Here is a 15,246-nt window from a genome sequence, read left to right as displayed (position 1 = left end):
ACCGATCGGCTCGGGACCGATCGGCCGCCCTCGCCGTAATCGGTGTGCCGGACCCGTCAGAGCGGGATGTTGCCGTGCTTCTTCGCCGGTAGCGTCTCCCGCTTGGTACGCAGGATCCGCAGCGCCCGGACGATCTGACCGCGGGTCTCCGCCGGCCGGATCACCGCGTCGACATAGCCGCGCTCGGCCGCGACGTACGGATTGGCGAGGGTGTCCTCGTACTCCTGAATCTTCTCGGCCCGGGCGGCGGCCGGATCGTCGGCGGCGGCCAGCTCGGAGCGGTAGAGGATGTTCACCGCGCCCTGCGCCCCCATCACGGCGATCTGCGCGGTCGGCCAGGCAAAGTTGAGGTCCGCACCGAGATGCTTGGAGCCCATCACATCGTACGCTCCGCCGTAGGCCTTTCGGGTGATCACGGTGACCTTGGGGACGGTCGCCTCGGCGTACGCGTAGATCAGCTTGGCGCCGCGCCGGATGATGCCGTCCCACTCCTGCCCGGTGCCGGGCAGGAAGCCGGGCACGTCCACGAAGGTGAGCACCGGGAGGTTGAAGGCGTCGCAGGTGCGGACGAACCGGGCGGCCTTCTCCGAGGCGGCGATGTCCAGGCACCCGGCGAAGTGCATCGGCTGGTTCGCCACCACCCCGACCGGTCGGCCCTCGACCCGGCCGAACCCGACCACGATGTTCTGCGCGTAGAGCGGGTGGACCTCCAGGAACTCGCCCTCGTCGACGACATGCTCGATCACCTCGCGGATGTCGTACGGCTGGTTCGCCGAGTCCGGAATGAGGGTGTCCAACTCCCGGTCGGCGTCGGTGACCTCCAGGTCGCCCGGCGCGCCGACAACCGGCGGCTCGTCGAGGTTGTTGCTCGGCAGGTACGACAACAGCGCCTTCACGTAGTCGACCGCGTCGTCCTCGTCGGCGGCGAGGTAGTGCGCGTTACCGCTCCTGGTGTTGTGGGTCCGGGCCCCGCCCAGCTCTTCCATCGCGACGTCCTCGCCGGTCACCGTCCTGATCACGTCGGGCCCGGTGATGAACATGTGCGAGGTCTGGTCGACCATCACGGTGAAGTCCGTGACAGCCGGTGAGTAGACGGCACCGCCCGCGCAGGGACCCATCACCAGCGAGATCTGCGGGATCACGCCGGACGCACGGACGTTGCGGAAGAAGATCTCCCCGTAGAGGCCGAGGCTGACCACACCTTCCTGGATCCGGGCGCCACCGGAGTCGTTGATGCCGATCACCGGGCAGCCGATCTTCATCGCCAGATCCATCACCTTGACGATCTTCTCGCCGAACACCTCGCCGAGGGAGCCGCCGAAGACGGTGAAGTCCTGGGCGAAGACGCAAACCTGCCGACCGTCGATGGTGCCGTAGCCGGTCACCACGCCGTCCCCGTACGGCCGGGTGCGGTCCAGCCCGAAGTTGGTCGACCGGTGCCGGGCCAGCTCGTCCAGCTCGACGAAGGAACCCGGGTCGAGCAGCAGGTCGATTCGTTCCCGGGCGGTCTTCTTCCCCCGGGCGTGCTGCTTCTCCACCGCCCGCGCCGATCCGGCGTGCACCGCCTCGTCCACCCGCCGGTCGAGGTCGGCCAGCCGGCCGGCGGTGGTGTGCGGGTCGATGTCGGTGGTACTCGGCTGCCCAGTCACGTCCGCGATCCTAACGACGGCCGGTATCCGGTCAGTGCCCGGTCACGGCGGGTGTGCCATGCCACTCCGCGGCTGGTCGGACAGGACCGGCTGGTCGGACAGGACCGGCTGGTCGGACAGGACCGGCTGGTCGGACAGGACCGGCTGGTCGGACAGGACCGGCGGGTCGGACAGGACCGGCGGGTCGGACAGGACCGGCGGGTCGGACAGGACCGGCGGGTCAAGCGGTGCATCCCGCCCCGCCGGGCTCGCCGGGCTCGCCGGTCCGGCCGGCCCGCTGGCCTTGGCCGACGCCTTGTCACGGCCGTGATGCCCGTACGCTGGCCTGATGCCGGGATCGCCGTACACCGACCTGGACCGCCCGCCGCTGCACGCGCGGCGGTTGCAGCAGGCCCTGATTACGTCGGAGAGTCTCTGGACCCGGCTGGTGCTGCACGGCGAGACTGCGTCCACCAACGCCGACGCGGCCGAGGCGGCCCGGACCGGCGAGCCGGAGGGACTGATCGTGGTCGCCGAGCGGCAGACCGCCGGGCGGGGGCGGCGCGGGCGGAGCTGGGAGTCGCCGGCCCGGGCCGGGCTCGCCGTCAGTGTCCTGCTGCGGCCGGGGAACGCCAGGCCGGAACGGGACTGGCCGGCCGTTCCACCGCCCCGGTACGGCTGGCTACCGCTGCTCGCCGGTGTCGCGCTTGTGGAGGCGGTGGCACTCCTCGCCGAACTGGACTCTGCCCTGAAGTGGCCGAACGACCTCCTGGTCCGGCCCGCCGGTGATCCTGCTGCGGCGAGTGGACCGGCAAAAAAGGGAGCTGATCGCCCGGCTGGTGGTGGCGCTGACCGCTTGGCGGGTGGGGAGGCGAAGTGTGCCGGCATCCTCGCCGAAGGGGTCAACGGCGCCGGCGGCGCGGCGCCGGCGGTGGTACTCGGGGTAGGGGTGAACGTGACACTCCGCGCAGACGAGCTGCCGGTCAACCCGACCGGACTCCCCGCCACCTCGCTGCAACTGGCCGGTGCGGCGGCCACCGACCGCGACCCGTTACTGCGGGCGCTGTTGCGCGGCGTCGCCCGCTGGTACGGGCGTTGGCGGGTCGCCGGCGGTGACGCGCTGGCCTGCGGGCTGCACGAAGCGTACGTGCGGTACTGCGCCACCCTCGGTCGCGAGGTACGCGTGCTGCTGCCGGCCGGCGACGAGTTCACCGGCACGGCCAGCACCCTTGATCCGGACGGGCAACTGGTGCTCGCCACCGTGGACGGCGAGCGCCGGGTCGCCGCCGGGGACGTCCTGCACCTCCGCTGACCCGCGACACCTCCGCTGCCACGGTGCGGATCCCGGACGTCGCTGCGGTGCGGATCCCGGACGCCGCCACGGTGCGGATCCTGATGCCGCCACGGTGGCACGTGGGCGCTACGGTCACCGCGGATATTCCGATCTGGACGAGGAGGTTGGGGTGGCTTTCCCTGAGGACGTGCTCACCCAGGACGAGCACGTCGTAGCGCACCTGCACCCGCACTGGAAGGCGTTGATCCGACCGGTCGTGGTGCTGGTCCTGGCCGTTGCGGCGGTGGTCGCCGGCCTCGTCCTGCTGCCGTCGACCGGCGCGGGCACCATCGGCGGCTACGTGATCGCGGCGGCCGCGCTGGTCCTGGTGGTCTGGCTGAGCCTGTGGCCGTATCTGGTCTGGCGGACCACGCACTACCTGTTCACCAACGAGCGGGTGTTGTTGCAGAAGGGCGTCTTCTCCCGCGACCGCCGGGACATTCCGCTCGGCCGCATCAACGACCACTCCATGAACCAGAGGTTCCTCGAGCGGCTCCTCGGCTGCGGCACGCTGACCATCGAGTCGGCCGGTGAGCGTGGCCAGTCGGTGCTGGAGGACATCCCGGGTGTGGAGCGGGTGCAGACGCTGCTCTACGAGATTGTCGAGGCCAACCACGACAAGCACTCGCTGGGTGACGACGAGATGCGGGAGATCATGGCGGACGCGGCCGAGGGCAAGCCGCTGCGCGAACAGTCGAAGTGAACTACGGCGGGGCCCCTCGGCGTACGGCATGAGGGGCCCGGTCGGGCGAGTGTCAATCTGCCGGCGTCGGCTCTCGCATCAGGAACCAACCCCGGAACCGGGTCCGCAGTACCTCGCGTTCCGGCTGCCCCCGGGAGTCCAGCCGGTCCATGCTCGCGGTCAGCGTGACCGTCCCGAAGCCGGGCCGGGCCGCGGACGGCTTGCTGCCGAGTACGGTCAGCCGGGTCGCCAGCCGGTCACCGGCGCGTACGGGGGCCAGCCAGCGCAACTCCTCCAGGCCCGGCGAGGCGTCTCCGGCGGCCCGGGCCAGCACGTGGTCGACGTACGCCCGCATGAAGAGGCTGACGGTGAAGAAGCCGCTGGCGATCAACCCACCGTGGTGGCTGCGCCGGGCCAGCTCGTCGTCGACGTGGTACCACTGCGGGTCGAAGCGCCGGGCGAAGTCGACCATCTCGTGGCCGTCCACGACGGTCACCCCGAGGTCGAAGGTGCGGCCAGGTGTGAGGTCCTCGAAAAACAGCTCGGCCGGCGCACCGGTACCCGACCGGCTCACGACCGTGCTCAACGGGCCGACGAACGCCGTGGGGCGGCGTTCAGCTCGGCGGCAAACTCGGTCTCCAGGGCATCGTCGTCGAAGGCATCGTCGTCGAAGGCGGCCTCCATGTTCTCGGCGAACCGGAGATCCGCGTCCCCGGAATTGGCAAGCTCACTGACCGCTTCGGCAAGTTCGGCCACCGGGTCGAGTTCGGCCAGGTAGTCGCCATCCGGCCCTGACTCGGTGCCCGGCCCGGAGTGCATCCCCGGTCCGGTGGTCTTCCGCACCACGCGGTCGCCGACAGCGGCTGCACCGGACGCGGACGGCACAGCAGGAACGGCCGCTGCCGTTGTGGCCGCCCGTGCCGTTGTGGCCGCCCGTGCCGTTGTGGCGGCGGCCAGCTTCGGGGACTTGCGGAAGACAAAGGTGCGGTACGACCAGAACCGGAAGACCGTCGCCAGCCCGACGCCGACCGTCTTGGCGACGTTGAGCGCCAACAGACCGCTGATCCCGAGCCCGTACTTGGCCACCGCGAGAACGCCCAGCTCGATGAGGAGGCCGGCGGCGTTGAAGAGGAAGAAGAGGGCGTATTCGCGGCGCATCGCCGATTTCGGCCGGTCCCGATAGGTCCAGTGCCGGTTCATCAGGTAGGACGAAACGGTCGCGACGACCGTCGCGACGACATTCGCCTTCAGCTGCCCGTCGGCGAACACGGTGAGCGCAAGTGCATTGAACACCGCGTAGTTGATCGCGGCGTTCAGGCCCCCGACGGCACCGAATTTCAGCACCTCACGCAGGAACCTCTGCCACCGTTCGGGCAACAGACGGGCGAAACGCATTCGACCACCTTAGGGCAGACGCGGGCGCAGGGTGCGCCGACCGTACGGGGCAGGTTGTCGGTCACTGCCTCTTGTGACTGTGGGTAATCACGTCCGGTGCGTCGGCGGCCGCCGGCCCGACGAAGACGAAGCGGCGGTAGGACCAGAACCGGAAGAAGGTGCCCAGCGCGGCGCCGACAAAGTTGGCCGCGATGTTGTCCGCGACGAGCGACTTGAAGACGCCCGGCCAGATGCTGCCGAGCCCGTAGTGGCTGATCGCCAGGCAGGCGAGCCCGATGCCGAGGCCGACGGCGTTGAAGAAGAAGTACAGCGAGTACTCCCGGGCCATCCCGGAGCGTTCCCGGTGACGCCACGTCCAGAACCGGTTGCCGACGAACGCGACGGTCGCGGCGATGACCGTCGAGAACGTCTTGGCGGTGAGGGTCTCCCAGCCGAGGCTCGCGTTGGCGAAGTTGAACAGCGCGAAGTCGACCACGAAGGCGACTGCGCCGACCGTGCCGAACTTGCCCAGCTCATGGACGAGGTGACCGAACCGGTCCAGAAGGCTGCGAAACAAACCGCGTCGCGTGCCCGGCGGAGAGGGCTGTTCGCCGGTGGCGGTCGAAGACACGACTCGAGCCTACCGGGTGCCGGCCGTCCTCACCGGCCGCTGGCGGCGACTCGCGGGCCGGCGGGGCGGTATCGCCGGCCCCCGAGGCGAGTGCTGCGAGCCGTGCAGGGCGGACTGCCGAGCCGTGCAGGGCGGACTGCACAGCGTCATGACGGGCAGGTTTCGCATGTGACCACCGGGTCATCTGGTGTGGGGGGTCAACAGTGAGGATGTCGTGACCCATAGCGATTGCGCTGAAGGATTTGCGTGAAACTGCGCATGGGAGCGAGTAAAGAATCGCCTTGCGGCAGCGGGACCGCATCTTGTGCAGTTCTTCACAACCAGTCTCGCTGCCCCGAACGCTCGATCGGTTTACGCTGACGGAAATCCCAGGCTTTCACAAGGCGACGCGGCCGCCGGCCCTGTCGGCACCGTGCGCCCTGTAATCGGTCAGCGTCGACCAAAGGAGAGAACTCATGGCCGCTCCGGCTACTATCCGGGGTCTCGATCAAGCTCCGACAAGCCATCCGAAACTACTCGCCTGGGTCAAAGAGGTAGCCGAACTCACCAGCCCCGACCAGGTCGTCTGGGCCGACGGTTCGGAGGAGGAATGGCGGCGCCTCACCGACGAACTGGTCGACGCCGGCACGCTGGTGCGGCTCGATCCTAACCGGAAGCCCAACTCCTTCTGGGGGCGTACCGACCCCAACGACGTGGCTCGGGCCGAGGACCGCACCTTCATCTGCTCGGTCGACGAGGCCGACGCCGGGCCGACCAACAACTGGATGGCCCCGGCCGAGATGAAGCGCATCATGACCGACCTCTACCGGGGTTCGATGCGCGGCCGCACCATGTACGTCATTCCGTTCTGCATGGGGCCGCTCGAGGCGGAAAAGCCCATGTTCGGTGTCGAGATCACCGACAGTCCGTACGTGGTCGCCTCCATGCGCATCATGACCCGGATGGGCACGGCGGTGCTGGCCGGGATGGGCGAGGACGCGGACTTCGTGCACGCGTTGCACTCCATCGGCGCCCCGCTCGAGCCGGGACAGCCGGACGTGGCGTGGCCGTGCAACGACACCAAGTACATCTCGCACTTTCCGGAGACCCGGGAGATCTGGTCCTTCGGCTCCGGCTACGGCGGCAACTCGCTGCTCGGCAAGAAGTGCTACTCGCTGCGGATCGCCAGCGTGATGGCCCGGGACGAGGGCTGGCTCGCCGAGCACATGCTCATCATGAAGCTGACCTCGCCGGAGGGGACGGTGAAGTACATCGCCGGCGCCTTCCCGTCCGCCTGCGGCAAGACCAACCTCGCGATGCTGGAGCCGAGCATCCCCGGCTGGACGGTCGAGACCATCGGCGACGACATCGCCTGGATGAAGTTCGGCCCCGACGGCCGGCTCTACGCGGTCAACCCCGAGTACGGGCTCTTCGGGGTGGCGCCCGGCACCGGCTGGGACACCAACGCCAACGCGATGCGCACGATCGACCGGGGCAACTCCATCTTCACCAACGTCGGGCTGACCGACGACGGGGACATCTGGTGGGAGGGGATGAGCGAGCAGCCGCCGGCCCACCTCATCGACTGGAAGGGGCGGGACTGGACGCCGGAGAGCGGCGAGCTCTCCTCGCACGCCAACAGCCGGTTCTGCACGCCCCTGCTGCAGTGTCCGATCGTGGCGGACGAGTTCAACGACCCGAACGGCGTACCGATCGACGCGATCCTCTTCGGCGGGCGGCGCAGGGACACGATCCCGCTGGTCACCGAGGCCCGGGACTGGGTACACGGCGTCTACCTGGGTGCGACGCTCTCCTCGGAGACCACCGCCGCCGCCTCCGGTCAGGTCGGCGTCGTCCGCCGGGACCCGATGGCGATGTTGCCGTTCATCGGCTACCACGGCGGCGACTACTTCCGGCACTGGATCGAGATGGGTAAGGGCACCGACGGCGACGAGTCGAAGCTGCCGAAGATCTACTACGTGAACTGGTTCCGCAAGAACGCCGACGGTGACTTCATCTGGCCGGGCTTCGGCGAGAACTCCCGGGTGTTGAAGTGGATCGTCGAGCGACTGGAGGGCCGGGCCGAGGCGGTGGAGACACCGATCGGCTTCGTACCGGCTCCCGGCGCGCTCGACGTCGAGGGGCTCGACATGAGCCCGGAGGACCTGCGGATCGCCACCCGGGTCGACGTCGAGGAGTGGCGCGACGAGCTGCCGATGATCACCGAGTGGTTCGAGAAGTTCGGCGACAAGCTGCCGGGCGTGCTCTGGGCCGAGCTCGACGCGCTGCGGGCCCGCCTCGACGACGAGGCGGTCCGGGTCGGCGTCGACCGGCGCTGAGGCGTTAGGAAGGGCCCCCTGTACAACAGAAAGCGATAAGCGGGGGCCCTTCCTTGCACGGCCGTCGGGCATTATCGACGGTATGACAGCGGTCGCGGCGACGAAGCTCCGACGGCCGCCCGCCGTCCGCGTGCTGATCTGGCTGCTCGCCGCGGCCACCGTCGCCCCACGCCGCGCTCGCTCTCTGTGTGCTGCGCCGGGGCAGCCGGGCTGCCCGGGACGGCAGCGCGCCGTACGGCCCCGCCGCCGCCGCGGCCCGTCCGGGTCGAGGTGAGCTGCGGTGGAGACGGTCGATGTCGCGGTGGTGGGTGCCGGGCCGGCCGGGGCCAGCGCCGCGCTGGCGGCCCGCCGGGCGGGCGCGGACGTGCTGCTGCTGGACCGGGCCGACTTTCCCCGGGACAAGGCGTGCGGGGACGGGATCGCGGCGCACGCGCTCGACGTACTCGAAGAACTGGGTGTTGCCGACGCGGTGGCCGGCTACCGGCCGGTGCCGGCGCTGCGACTGGTGGCGCCCGGCGGCGGCCACGTGGCGCGGCGGCTGCCGCGGCCGGCGTACACGGTGCCCCGCCGGGTCTTCGACGCCCGGCTGGTGGCGGCGGCGCGGGCGGCCGGCGCGGAGCTGCGCCGGCACGTGGTGCGGCGGATCGAGCACTCCGGCGACCGCGTGGTGCTCGACGGCAGGATCGCCGCCCGGGCCGTGGTTGGTACCGACGGCGCCGGCTCGGTCGTCCGGCGGGCGCTGGGCCACGGCGCCAACCCGGACGGCCATCTGGCGCTGGCGATCCGGGGATACGCCCCGGACGCCTCCGGCCCGGCCGAGCAGCGGATCGTCACCTCGGCCGCGCACTGGCCGGGGTACGCCTGGTCGTTCCCGATCGGCGACGGCCGGGCGAACGTCGGGTACGGGGAGGTGCTGGCCGGCCGGCCGTTGCGCCGGGCGGAGCTGCTGGAGCGGCTCGCCGCGCTGCTGCCCGAGCTCGAACCGGGGACGGTCACCGAGCTGCGGGCGCACCACCTGCCCCTCTCCACCCGCCGCCCGGCGCCGGGCCGGGGTCGGATCGTGCTCGCCGGGGACGCGTTGTCGCTGATCAACCCGTTCACCGGTGAGGGCATCTTCTATGCGGTGCTCTCCGGGGCGCTGGCCGGAGCGGCCGCCGCCACGGCGCCGCACGCCGCGGCCGACCGGTACGCCGCCGCGCTGCGGCACCGGCTGGGGCGGCACCTGCGGGACAGTTCGGCGGTGAGCTGGCTGGCCCGGCGGGCGGCGGTCGTCGACGGCGTGGTCCGGGCCGCGGACCGGGACGTCGAGGTCTTCCGGGTCCTGGTCGCGCTAGGGCTGGGCGACGGTCGGCTGGACGCCCGGACGATGACCAGGGTGGCCGGCGCGGTGGTCGGCTCGGCCGGCCGGCACTTCCATCGGCGCTTCTGATCGGTACGCTGCAGGGGATGAGTCTGCGCGACCTGATCTACTCGGTGTATGAGCGGCGTCTGACGGCAAAGCTCGCCGGTAAGCCCGTGCCGAAACATGTCGGAGTGATGTGCGACGGCAACCGGCGCTGGGCCAGGGAGATGGGGTACGTCGACCCCAACGACGGGCACCGGGTCGGCGCAGCCAAGATCAAACATCTGCTGGGCTGGTGCGACCAGGCCGGCATCGGCCATGTCACGCTCTACCTGCTCGCCACCGACAATCTGCGCCGTCCGGCCAGCGAACTGGACCCGCTGGTGCAGATCATCGAGGACCTGGTGGTCGAGCTCGCCGAGGAGGGCAACCCCTGGCGGCTGCGGATGGTCGGCGCACTCGACCTGCTGCCGGCGCAGACCGCCATCGCGCTCAAGTCGGCCGAGGAGCGCACCCAGGACCGCAGTGGCGGGGCGCAGGTGAACATCGCGGTCGGTTACGGTGGCCGGCGGGAGATCGCCGACGCGGTCCGCTCTCTGCTCCACGAGCACGCGGCGGCCGGCGGCACCCTGGAGGAGCTCGCCGAGGTGCTCGACGTCGACCACATCGCCGAGCACCTCTACACCCGGGGGCAGCCCGACCCGGACCTGGTCATCCGGACCAGCGGCGAGCAGCGCCTCTCCGGCTTCCTGCTCTGGCAGTCCGCCCACTCCGAGTTCTACTTCTGCGAGTTGAACTGGCCGGATTTCCGGCACGTCGACTTCCTGCGCGCGCTCCGGTCGTACGCGACCCGACAGCGCCGCTACGGCGCATAGCCGGGCGGCGTCCCTGCGGCTCGTGGCCAGGGGCGGCGCCCACGGCGCATGGCCGGCGGAGTTTCGGCATGGCCGGCAGGGTTTCGGCGAGCGGCGCGCGGCGGGCGCGCGGCGGAGATCGGGGCGTTCGGTGTGGGGCGCGCCGGCCGTCAGCCGTCAGGTCAGCCGGTGCAGGGCCTCGGTGAGGAAGTCGCCGAGGGCTTCCGGAGACTCGATGTCCAGGTCGGCGGCGGTGGAGACCTCGTCACCGGTCTCGGGGTTGGCGACGGCGACGCAGACCCCGAAGAAGTCCGGATCGGCCGCCTCGCGCGCCCGCAACGCCGCGAACGCCTTGATGTCCGAGACGTCGTCGCCGAAATACCACGCACAGCCGGCGTCCCGGACCGCCTCGTCGATCACCATCCCCTTGTCCCGGTCGACGGGCGGCTTGAGCTCCAGCACCATCCGACCGACCTGGACCCGCAGGCCGAGCCGCTCCGCCTGCTCCCGGCCCCAGGCCTCGACCTCCGCGGCGAGGTGCGGCGCGGTGCGGTAGTGCAGGGCGACGGAGAGCCGCTTGTATTCCACAAGCGTCCCGTCCGGTAGTGCCGCCCGGGCACGGTCGGCGAGTTCGGCCATGGTGGGCACGAACGGCAGGGCGGCTTCCTCGGTGATGATCTCTCCGGAGGCGAGCTGGTGCTCCAGCCCGTAGAGCCCGTAGATGTCCACCCCGGGAGTGCTGGCGAAGCGCTCCCGGAGGAACTCGACCGGCCGGGCCGAGACGATCGCCACCCGCTGCACCACCTCGGTGAGGGCGGAGATCGCGGCGAGCGCCTTCGGCGCCGGCTCGACGGTCGTCGGATCGTCCCGGACCGGGGCGAGGGTGCCGTCGAAGTCGAAGAAGAGGACGCAACTGCCGGCCCGCTCGGCGGTTGCCCGCCATGCCTGCTCGGCGGTCAGGGAACGGGTCGGGGGCTCGCTACCCGCGTTGATCGGCCGCACGGGCGTCAGCGTACCCCGGCGGGTTGCCACCACAGACGTCGAAGCGAAAACGTCTCACCCGGCGAGGCGGCAACCCCGCTCGTCGTTGCTTCGGGTTGAGGCGAACATCACTCACGTCGAGGCGGCAACCTCGTGCGTCGCGGTGGCGACCCGCCGGAGTTACGGCCTTGATGATCTCAGTCGTCGCCGCCGAGCATGGCTCGGCGGCCGTGTAGTCGGGGTCCGATCGGCACCACCGCCGAGTCGTGGCCACGGCTCAGCAGGTAGCCCTCGACGAAGCCGGCGTTGTGGTCCCCGGTGTTCTTGTCGAGCTCGTTCATCCGGGAGGTGAGGTAATCGGTGAGTGCGGTGATGCGCGCGTTGAGTCGTTCGTGGAGATCGGCTACGACGGCCAGGACGGTGGCGGTGCCGGCGGTGGTGATGGCGAGCGCGTTCACCAGGAACGGCACGCCGTCGCCGCCGTGTGCCGCCCCGACCACGACGTTCGCAGTCACGCACAAGGTCAGGGAGACCGCCGCGACAACGACAGCCATCCACTTCAGGGTCATGGCTGACCCTCCTTCTGTCCCGCAGGGCTGAATTCGGCCTTGTCCCGTCCCCCCGCCGACGACGAGCCCAAGCAGTACGAAGAGGCACGTTAGCGCGACTGATTGGTTCCTGGAGCTGATTGGATGGGACTCATGCGCTAAGTTGCGCCATCTGAGTAACTACCCAACTTGCCTTCGACCTTTTCGGGCATCCCGGGGCAGAGGCGGACGATACGCTAGATAGCGGATGGTCTCCCGAATGTGGAACTTTTCCGCGTCCGAGACGTTAGGGTCGACCAGCCGGCGCAGCAGCGCCTCGACGTCCGGGTCCATCGGCGGGGCGCTGGGAGCCGGCCGGGGCGAGGTGGTCCGGTCCCAGCCGAGCACTCCGAAGGCGACGGTCGGGTCCAGCCCTAGGCCGTCGCAGAACGCCACCACCCGCTCGGCCTCGGGGTCACTGGCCCACTCGCCGCGTACCCAGCGGTTGATGGTCTGGCGGGACACGCCGGTGCGCCGGGAGACCTCGGTGCCGGTCCAGGCGCGGGTCGCGCGGGCGTCGTCCAGTGCCTTGCGTACGAAGGCAGCGAACGCGATCTTCCGTCCGTGGGCGCGGTCCGGCACCTGGTGACGGTACGGCCAGCGGTCCGACTCCGGGGGGACTGTGGCCAGCGTGTACTGCGTGCGTGACAACGGCTCACTTTCCCGGCACGCGGTGTTCTTGCTTGTGTTGAGGGGCATCACGTGGCAACAATAGGTGTACGTAGGTGTGGGGGGTAATCAGACGAAAAGCTGATACTGTCACGCGTACGGTACGTCCTACCGTGTGTCTCGTGCTTGAGACGTTTCGTGCTCACGAAGGCCACGCCTTCGTGACAGGAGGAGTCCGGTGACCGAACTAGCAACCCGGGCCCAGGCATTCGGTCTGATCGCCGACGGCGTCGCCGCCGGTCTCAGTGCGCCGTGGCGGCTCTACCTGGCGCGCGGCTGCCGCTACCTCTCGCTGAACGTCGGCGACCGCGCGGAGTGGAACTCGTGGCGCGCCCATCTCGGATGTCCGGAGCTGAGCGTCCGGGTCTACGACGCCGGTGGCGAGGTCCGGCGGGCCTCGGTCGCCGAGGTCGTCCTGGACGGCTGCCGGATCAGTGTCGAACTGGTCGAGGAGGTGAGCACGGACGATCTCGACCGGTTGCTCGTCTCCGACCCGACCCTGGACCAGGAGGAGACGTGACGGCCGCGCCCGGGAGCGGAGAGGGGCTGCGACCGGGGGAAGACCGGGGCAGAGCCGGGGGAGACCGGAGCGGACGGGCCGGCCGGCCCGGCAAGGGAAGTCCAGGCATCGACGAGCGGAGCGAGGAGACTGCGTGAGCGAGAGTTGCGAGCGAACCGGCCGGCTCAGGCCCCGAACCCATGGCGACTGCGGGCGGAGCGGGGAGACGGCGTGAGTCCCTTCTTCGTGATCTTCGCCCTGCTCCTGCTCACCTCGGCCAGCTACGCGGCAGGGCGGCTGCACGGCCAGCTCAGTTACCGGCTGGGATACCGCTTCGGTTACCGGCAGGGGTACTTCGACGGGGACCGGGGGGCCTGGAACCGTCGGCGTAGGGAGGCGCAGGCGGCCATCGCCTCGGTGTTGGCGGTGCCATCACCCAGCACACCGCATACCGCCCACACCGTCGTAGGTCAGGGAACGACGTATACGGGCGCCTCTTTCGCGGGGACCGCGACCAACGGCGGACGGCACTCCACCGACGCCCTCGCCGGTCGGAACATCTGACCGGCGGCGAGGTGGGGTGAGCGGTCACCCGCGAGCACGGTGCGCAGGCCCGCCGAGGGCCGGCACCGTCGGGATCACGTCAGACCGGTGACGGTGATCCCACCGGCCGGGATGCGCGCAGGGGGCATGCATCCCGGCCGGTCCGCCGCCGGACGCCGTGCGAAGTCGCACAGGTCCGTGCCCTAGCCCAAGCCGGCGTCTCCCGGTTAGCGTCTACGCATGGCGCGGGGCCGTCCCGAGCCAGCCGGCCGGCCCGGACTCTGCGAATTGCACGCGCCACGGGGCCCGCATCCGACCCCGTGTCTCCGGGCACCGGACGAGGCGGAACGCGGGTGGACGGGTGCACGCCCGCCGGAGCAGGCCTGTGACGAATCGCCGTACCACCCCTCGGGCCGACGACCAGAACCCGGCCGCCACCAGGACCCCGGCCCGGGCCAGGAGCGCCCGCCGCACCCGGACGTCCGAGCCGGCTGCCAGTGCGGAGCCCGCACCAGAGCGCCGCGCCTACGTGCTGGACACCTCCGTACTGCTCTCCGACCCCGGCGCCTTCCACCGGTTCGCCGAACACGAGGTGGTCGTGCCGCTCGTGGTCATCTCTGAACTGGAGGGAAAGCGCCACCATCCGGAACTGGGCTGGTTCGCCCGGCAGTCGCTGCGGTTGCTCGACGAGTTGCGGGTGAAGCACGGTCGGCTGGACCAGCCGGTGCCGGCCAACGACTCGGGCGGCACGTTGCGGGTGGAGCTGAACCACGCCGACGACGCGGTGCTGCCGCCGGGGTTCCGCACCGAGTCCAACGACACCCGGATCCTCTCGGTGGCGCTCAACCTGGCCGCCGAGGGACGGGAGGTCACGCTGGTCAGCAAGGACATGCCGCTGCGGGTCAAGGCGGCGTCCGTCGGGCTGACCGCCGACGAGTACCGGCACGGCCAGGCCAGCGATCCGACCTGGACGGGCATGTCGGAGCTGGAGCTGGGCGAGGAGCAGGTCAACCAGCTCTACGAGGGCGCGGCGCTGGACCTCGATGTCGCGGCCGGCCTGCCCACGCACACCGGCCTGGTGCTGCATTCGCCGCGTGGCTCCGCGCTCGGCCGGGTGCTGCCGGACAAGACCGTACGCCTGGTCCGCGGTGACCGGGAGGCGTTCGGACTGCGTGGCCGTTCGGCCGAGCAGCGGGTGGCACTCGACCTCCTGCTGGACGAGTCGATCGGGATCGTCTCGCTCGGCGGGCGCGCCGGCACCGGCAAGTCCGCGCTGGCCCTCTGCGCCGGGTTGGAGGCGGTGATGGAGCGCCGCCGGCACCGGAAGGTCATCGTCTTCCGCCCGCTCTACGCGGTCGGTGGCCAGGAACTCGGCTATCTGCCCGGTTCGGAGGCGGAGAAGATGTCGCCCTGGGCCCAGGCGGTCTTCGACACCCTCGGCGCGGTGGTGCACGAGAACGTCATGGACGAGGTGCTCTCCCGGGGGATGCTGGAGGTGCTGCCACTGACCCACATCCGGGGCCGCAGCCTGCACGACGCCTTCGTCATCGTCGACGAGGCGCAGTCGCTGGAGCGCGGCGTACTGCTCACCGTGCTGTCCAGGGTGGGGCAGGGCTCCCGGGTGGTGCTGACCCACGACGTCGCCCAGCGGGACAACCTGCGGGTCGGCCGGCACGACGGCGTGACGGCGGTGATCGAGGCGCTGAAGGGGCATCCCATCTTCGCGCACGTCACCCTGACCCGGTCCGAACGGTCCCCGATCGCCGAGGTGGTCACCGACCTCCTGGAGGATATTCCGCTCTAGT

Annotated in this window: 15 protein-coding genes; 8 read left to right on the top strand and 7 right to left on the bottom strand. The window is 70.5% G+C overall.

Going from position 1 to position 15,246, the window contains the following annotated elements; all coding sequences use genetic code 11:
- Nucleotides 1-56 precede the first annotated feature (56 nt).
- Nucleotides 57-1,649 (bottom strand): acyl-CoA carboxylase subunit beta, encoded by a 1,593-nt coding sequence (locus ACN28C_RS01110; RefSeq protein WP_422771759.1) that lies wholly within the window; start codon nt 1,647-1,649, stop codon nt 57-59.
- 328 nt (nt 1,650-1,977) lie between these two features.
- Between ACN28C_RS01110 and ACN28C_RS01105 the strand changes: the two genes are divergently transcribed.
- Both ACN28C_RS01105 and ACN28C_RS01100 read left to right on the top strand, forming a co-directional pair.
- Entirely contained in the window at nt 1,978-2,940 is a 963-nt protein-coding gene (locus ACN28C_RS01105; RefSeq protein WP_422771758.1) for a biotin--[acetyl-CoA-carboxylase] ligase, read from the top strand.
- Between the two features lie 151 nt (nt 2,941-3,091).
- Complete coding sequence (locus tag ACN28C_RS01100; protein ID WP_422771757.1) at nt 3,092-3,664, top strand: PH domain-containing protein; 573 nt, start codon at nt 3,092-3,094, stop codon at nt 3,662-3,664.
- Nucleotides 3,665-3,716: 52 nt separating this feature from the next.
- Here the strand turns inward: ACN28C_RS01100 and ACN28C_RS01095 are convergent, their stop codons facing one another.
- From ACN28C_RS01095 to ACN28C_RS01085, 3 genes are all read right to left on the bottom strand, one after another.
- Nucleotides 3,717-4,217: a MaoC/PaaZ C-terminal domain-containing protein gene (locus ACN28C_RS01095; RefSeq protein ID WP_422771756.1), complete on the bottom strand. Its 501-nt coding sequence runs from the start codon at nt 4,215-4,217 to the stop codon at nt 3,717-3,719.
- A gap of 8 nt (nt 4,218-4,225) precedes the next feature.
- Nucleotides 4,226-5,038: a GtrA family protein gene (locus ACN28C_RS01090; RefSeq protein ID WP_422771755.1), complete on the bottom strand. Its 813-nt coding sequence runs from the start codon at nt 5,036-5,038 to the stop codon at nt 4,226-4,228.
- A gap of 61 nt (nt 5,039-5,099) precedes the next feature.
- Complete coding sequence (locus ACN28C_RS01085) at nt 5,100-5,648, bottom strand: GtrA family protein (RefSeq protein ID WP_422771754.1); 549 nt, start codon at nt 5,646-5,648, stop codon at nt 5,100-5,102.
- Between the two features lie 455 nt (nt 5,649-6,103).
- Between ACN28C_RS01085 and ACN28C_RS01080 the strand changes: the two genes are divergently transcribed.
- The 3 genes from ACN28C_RS01080 (at nt 6,104) to ACN28C_RS01070 (ending at nt 10,183) form a co-directional block, all read left to right on the top strand.
- The gene (locus ACN28C_RS01080; RefSeq protein ID WP_422771753.1) at nt 6,104-7,966 is read left to right on the top strand and encodes a phosphoenolpyruvate carboxykinase (GTP); all 1,863 of its coding nucleotides are present in this window, start codon (nt 6,104-6,106) and stop codon (nt 7,964-7,966) included.
- Between the two features lie 280 nt (nt 7,967-8,246).
- On the top strand, nt 8,247-9,395 hold the full coding sequence (locus ACN28C_RS01075) for an NAD(P)/FAD-dependent oxidoreductase (RefSeq protein WP_422771752.1): 1,149 nt from the start codon (nt 8,247-8,249) through the stop codon (nt 9,393-9,395).
- A gap of 17 nt (nt 9,396-9,412) precedes the next feature.
- Nucleotides 9,413-10,183, top strand: a complete 771-nt coding sequence (locus ACN28C_RS01070; protein ID WP_422771751.1) for an isoprenyl transferase — start codon at nt 9,413-9,415, stop codon at nt 10,181-10,183.
- A 156-nt stretch (nt 10,184-10,339) separates the two neighbouring features.
- Here ACN28C_RS01070 and otsB read toward each other — a convergent pair whose 3' ends face one another.
- The 3 genes from otsB to ACN28C_RS01055 form a co-directional block, all read right to left on the bottom strand.
- On the bottom strand, nt 10,340-11,164 hold the full coding sequence (otsB, locus tag ACN28C_RS01065) for a trehalose-phosphatase (RefSeq protein ID WP_422771750.1): 825 nt from the start codon (nt 11,162-11,164) through the stop codon (nt 10,340-10,342).
- A 176-nt stretch (nt 11,165-11,340) separates the two neighbouring features.
- The gene (locus ACN28C_RS01060) at nt 11,341-11,712 is read right to left on the bottom strand and encodes a hypothetical protein (protein ID WP_422771749.1); all 372 of its coding nucleotides are present in this window, start codon (nt 11,710-11,712) and stop codon (nt 11,341-11,343) included.
- Nucleotides 11,713-11,871: 159 nt separating this feature from the next.
- On the bottom strand, nt 11,872-12,312 hold the full coding sequence (locus ACN28C_RS01055; protein ID WP_422771748.1) for a helix-turn-helix domain-containing protein: 441 nt from the start codon (nt 12,310-12,312) through the stop codon (nt 11,872-11,874).
- A 265-nt stretch (nt 12,313-12,577) separates the two neighbouring features.
- Here ACN28C_RS01055 and ACN28C_RS01050 point away from each other — a divergent pair, with 265 nt between their 5' ends.
- The 3 genes from ACN28C_RS01050 to ACN28C_RS01040 all read left to right on the top strand — a co-directional run bounded on the left by ACN28C_RS01050 (nt 12,578) and on the right by ACN28C_RS01040 (nt 15,245).
- Complete coding sequence (locus ACN28C_RS01050; RefSeq protein ID WP_422771747.1) at nt 12,578-12,919, top strand: hypothetical protein; 342 nt, start codon at nt 12,578-12,580, stop codon at nt 12,917-12,919.
- Nucleotides 12,920-13,129: 210 nt separating this feature from the next.
- The gene (locus tag ACN28C_RS01045) at nt 13,130-13,462 is read left to right on the top strand and encodes a hypothetical protein (RefSeq protein ID WP_422771746.1); all 333 of its coding nucleotides are present in this window, start codon (nt 13,130-13,132) and stop codon (nt 13,460-13,462) included.
- Nucleotides 13,463-13,826: 364 nt separating this feature from the next.
- The gene (locus tag ACN28C_RS01040) at nt 13,827-15,245 is read left to right on the top strand and encodes a PhoH family protein (RefSeq protein ID WP_422771745.1); all 1,419 of its coding nucleotides are present in this window, start codon (nt 13,827-13,829) and stop codon (nt 15,243-15,245) included.
- Nucleotide 15,246 lies beyond the last annotated feature (1 nt).

This window comes from Plantactinospora sp. WMMC1484, from assembly GCF_049315195.1.
Lineage (GTDB): Bacteria > Actinomycetota > Actinomycetes > Mycobacteriales > Micromonosporaceae > Plantactinospora.
The sequence above is the reverse complement of the archived record's forward strand: the minus strand, read 5'-3'. Positions and strand labels throughout refer to the sequence as shown.

Bases quoted from the DNA above. Each gene is read 5' to 3' on its own strand.
- ACN28C_RS01070 (WP_422771751.1), top strand. From the start codon at position 9,413: ATGAGTCTGCGCGACCTGATCTACTCGGTGTATGAGCGGCGTCTGACG.
- ACN28C_RS01060 (WP_422771749.1), bottom strand. From the start codon at position 11,712: ATGACCCTGAAGTGGATGGCTGTCGTTGTCGCGGCGGTCTCCCTGACC.
- ACN28C_RS01105 (WP_422771758.1), top strand. From the start codon at position 1,978: ATGCCGGGATCGCCGTACACCGACCTGGACCGCCCGCCGCTGCACGCG.
- ACN28C_RS01080 (WP_422771753.1), top strand. From the start codon at position 6,104: ATGGCCGCTCCGGCTACTATCCGGGGTCTCGATCAAGCTCCGACAAGC.
- ACN28C_RS01090 (WP_422771755.1), bottom strand. From the start codon at position 5,038: ATGCGTTTCGCCCGTCTGTTGCCCGAACGGTGGCAGAGGTTCCTGCGT.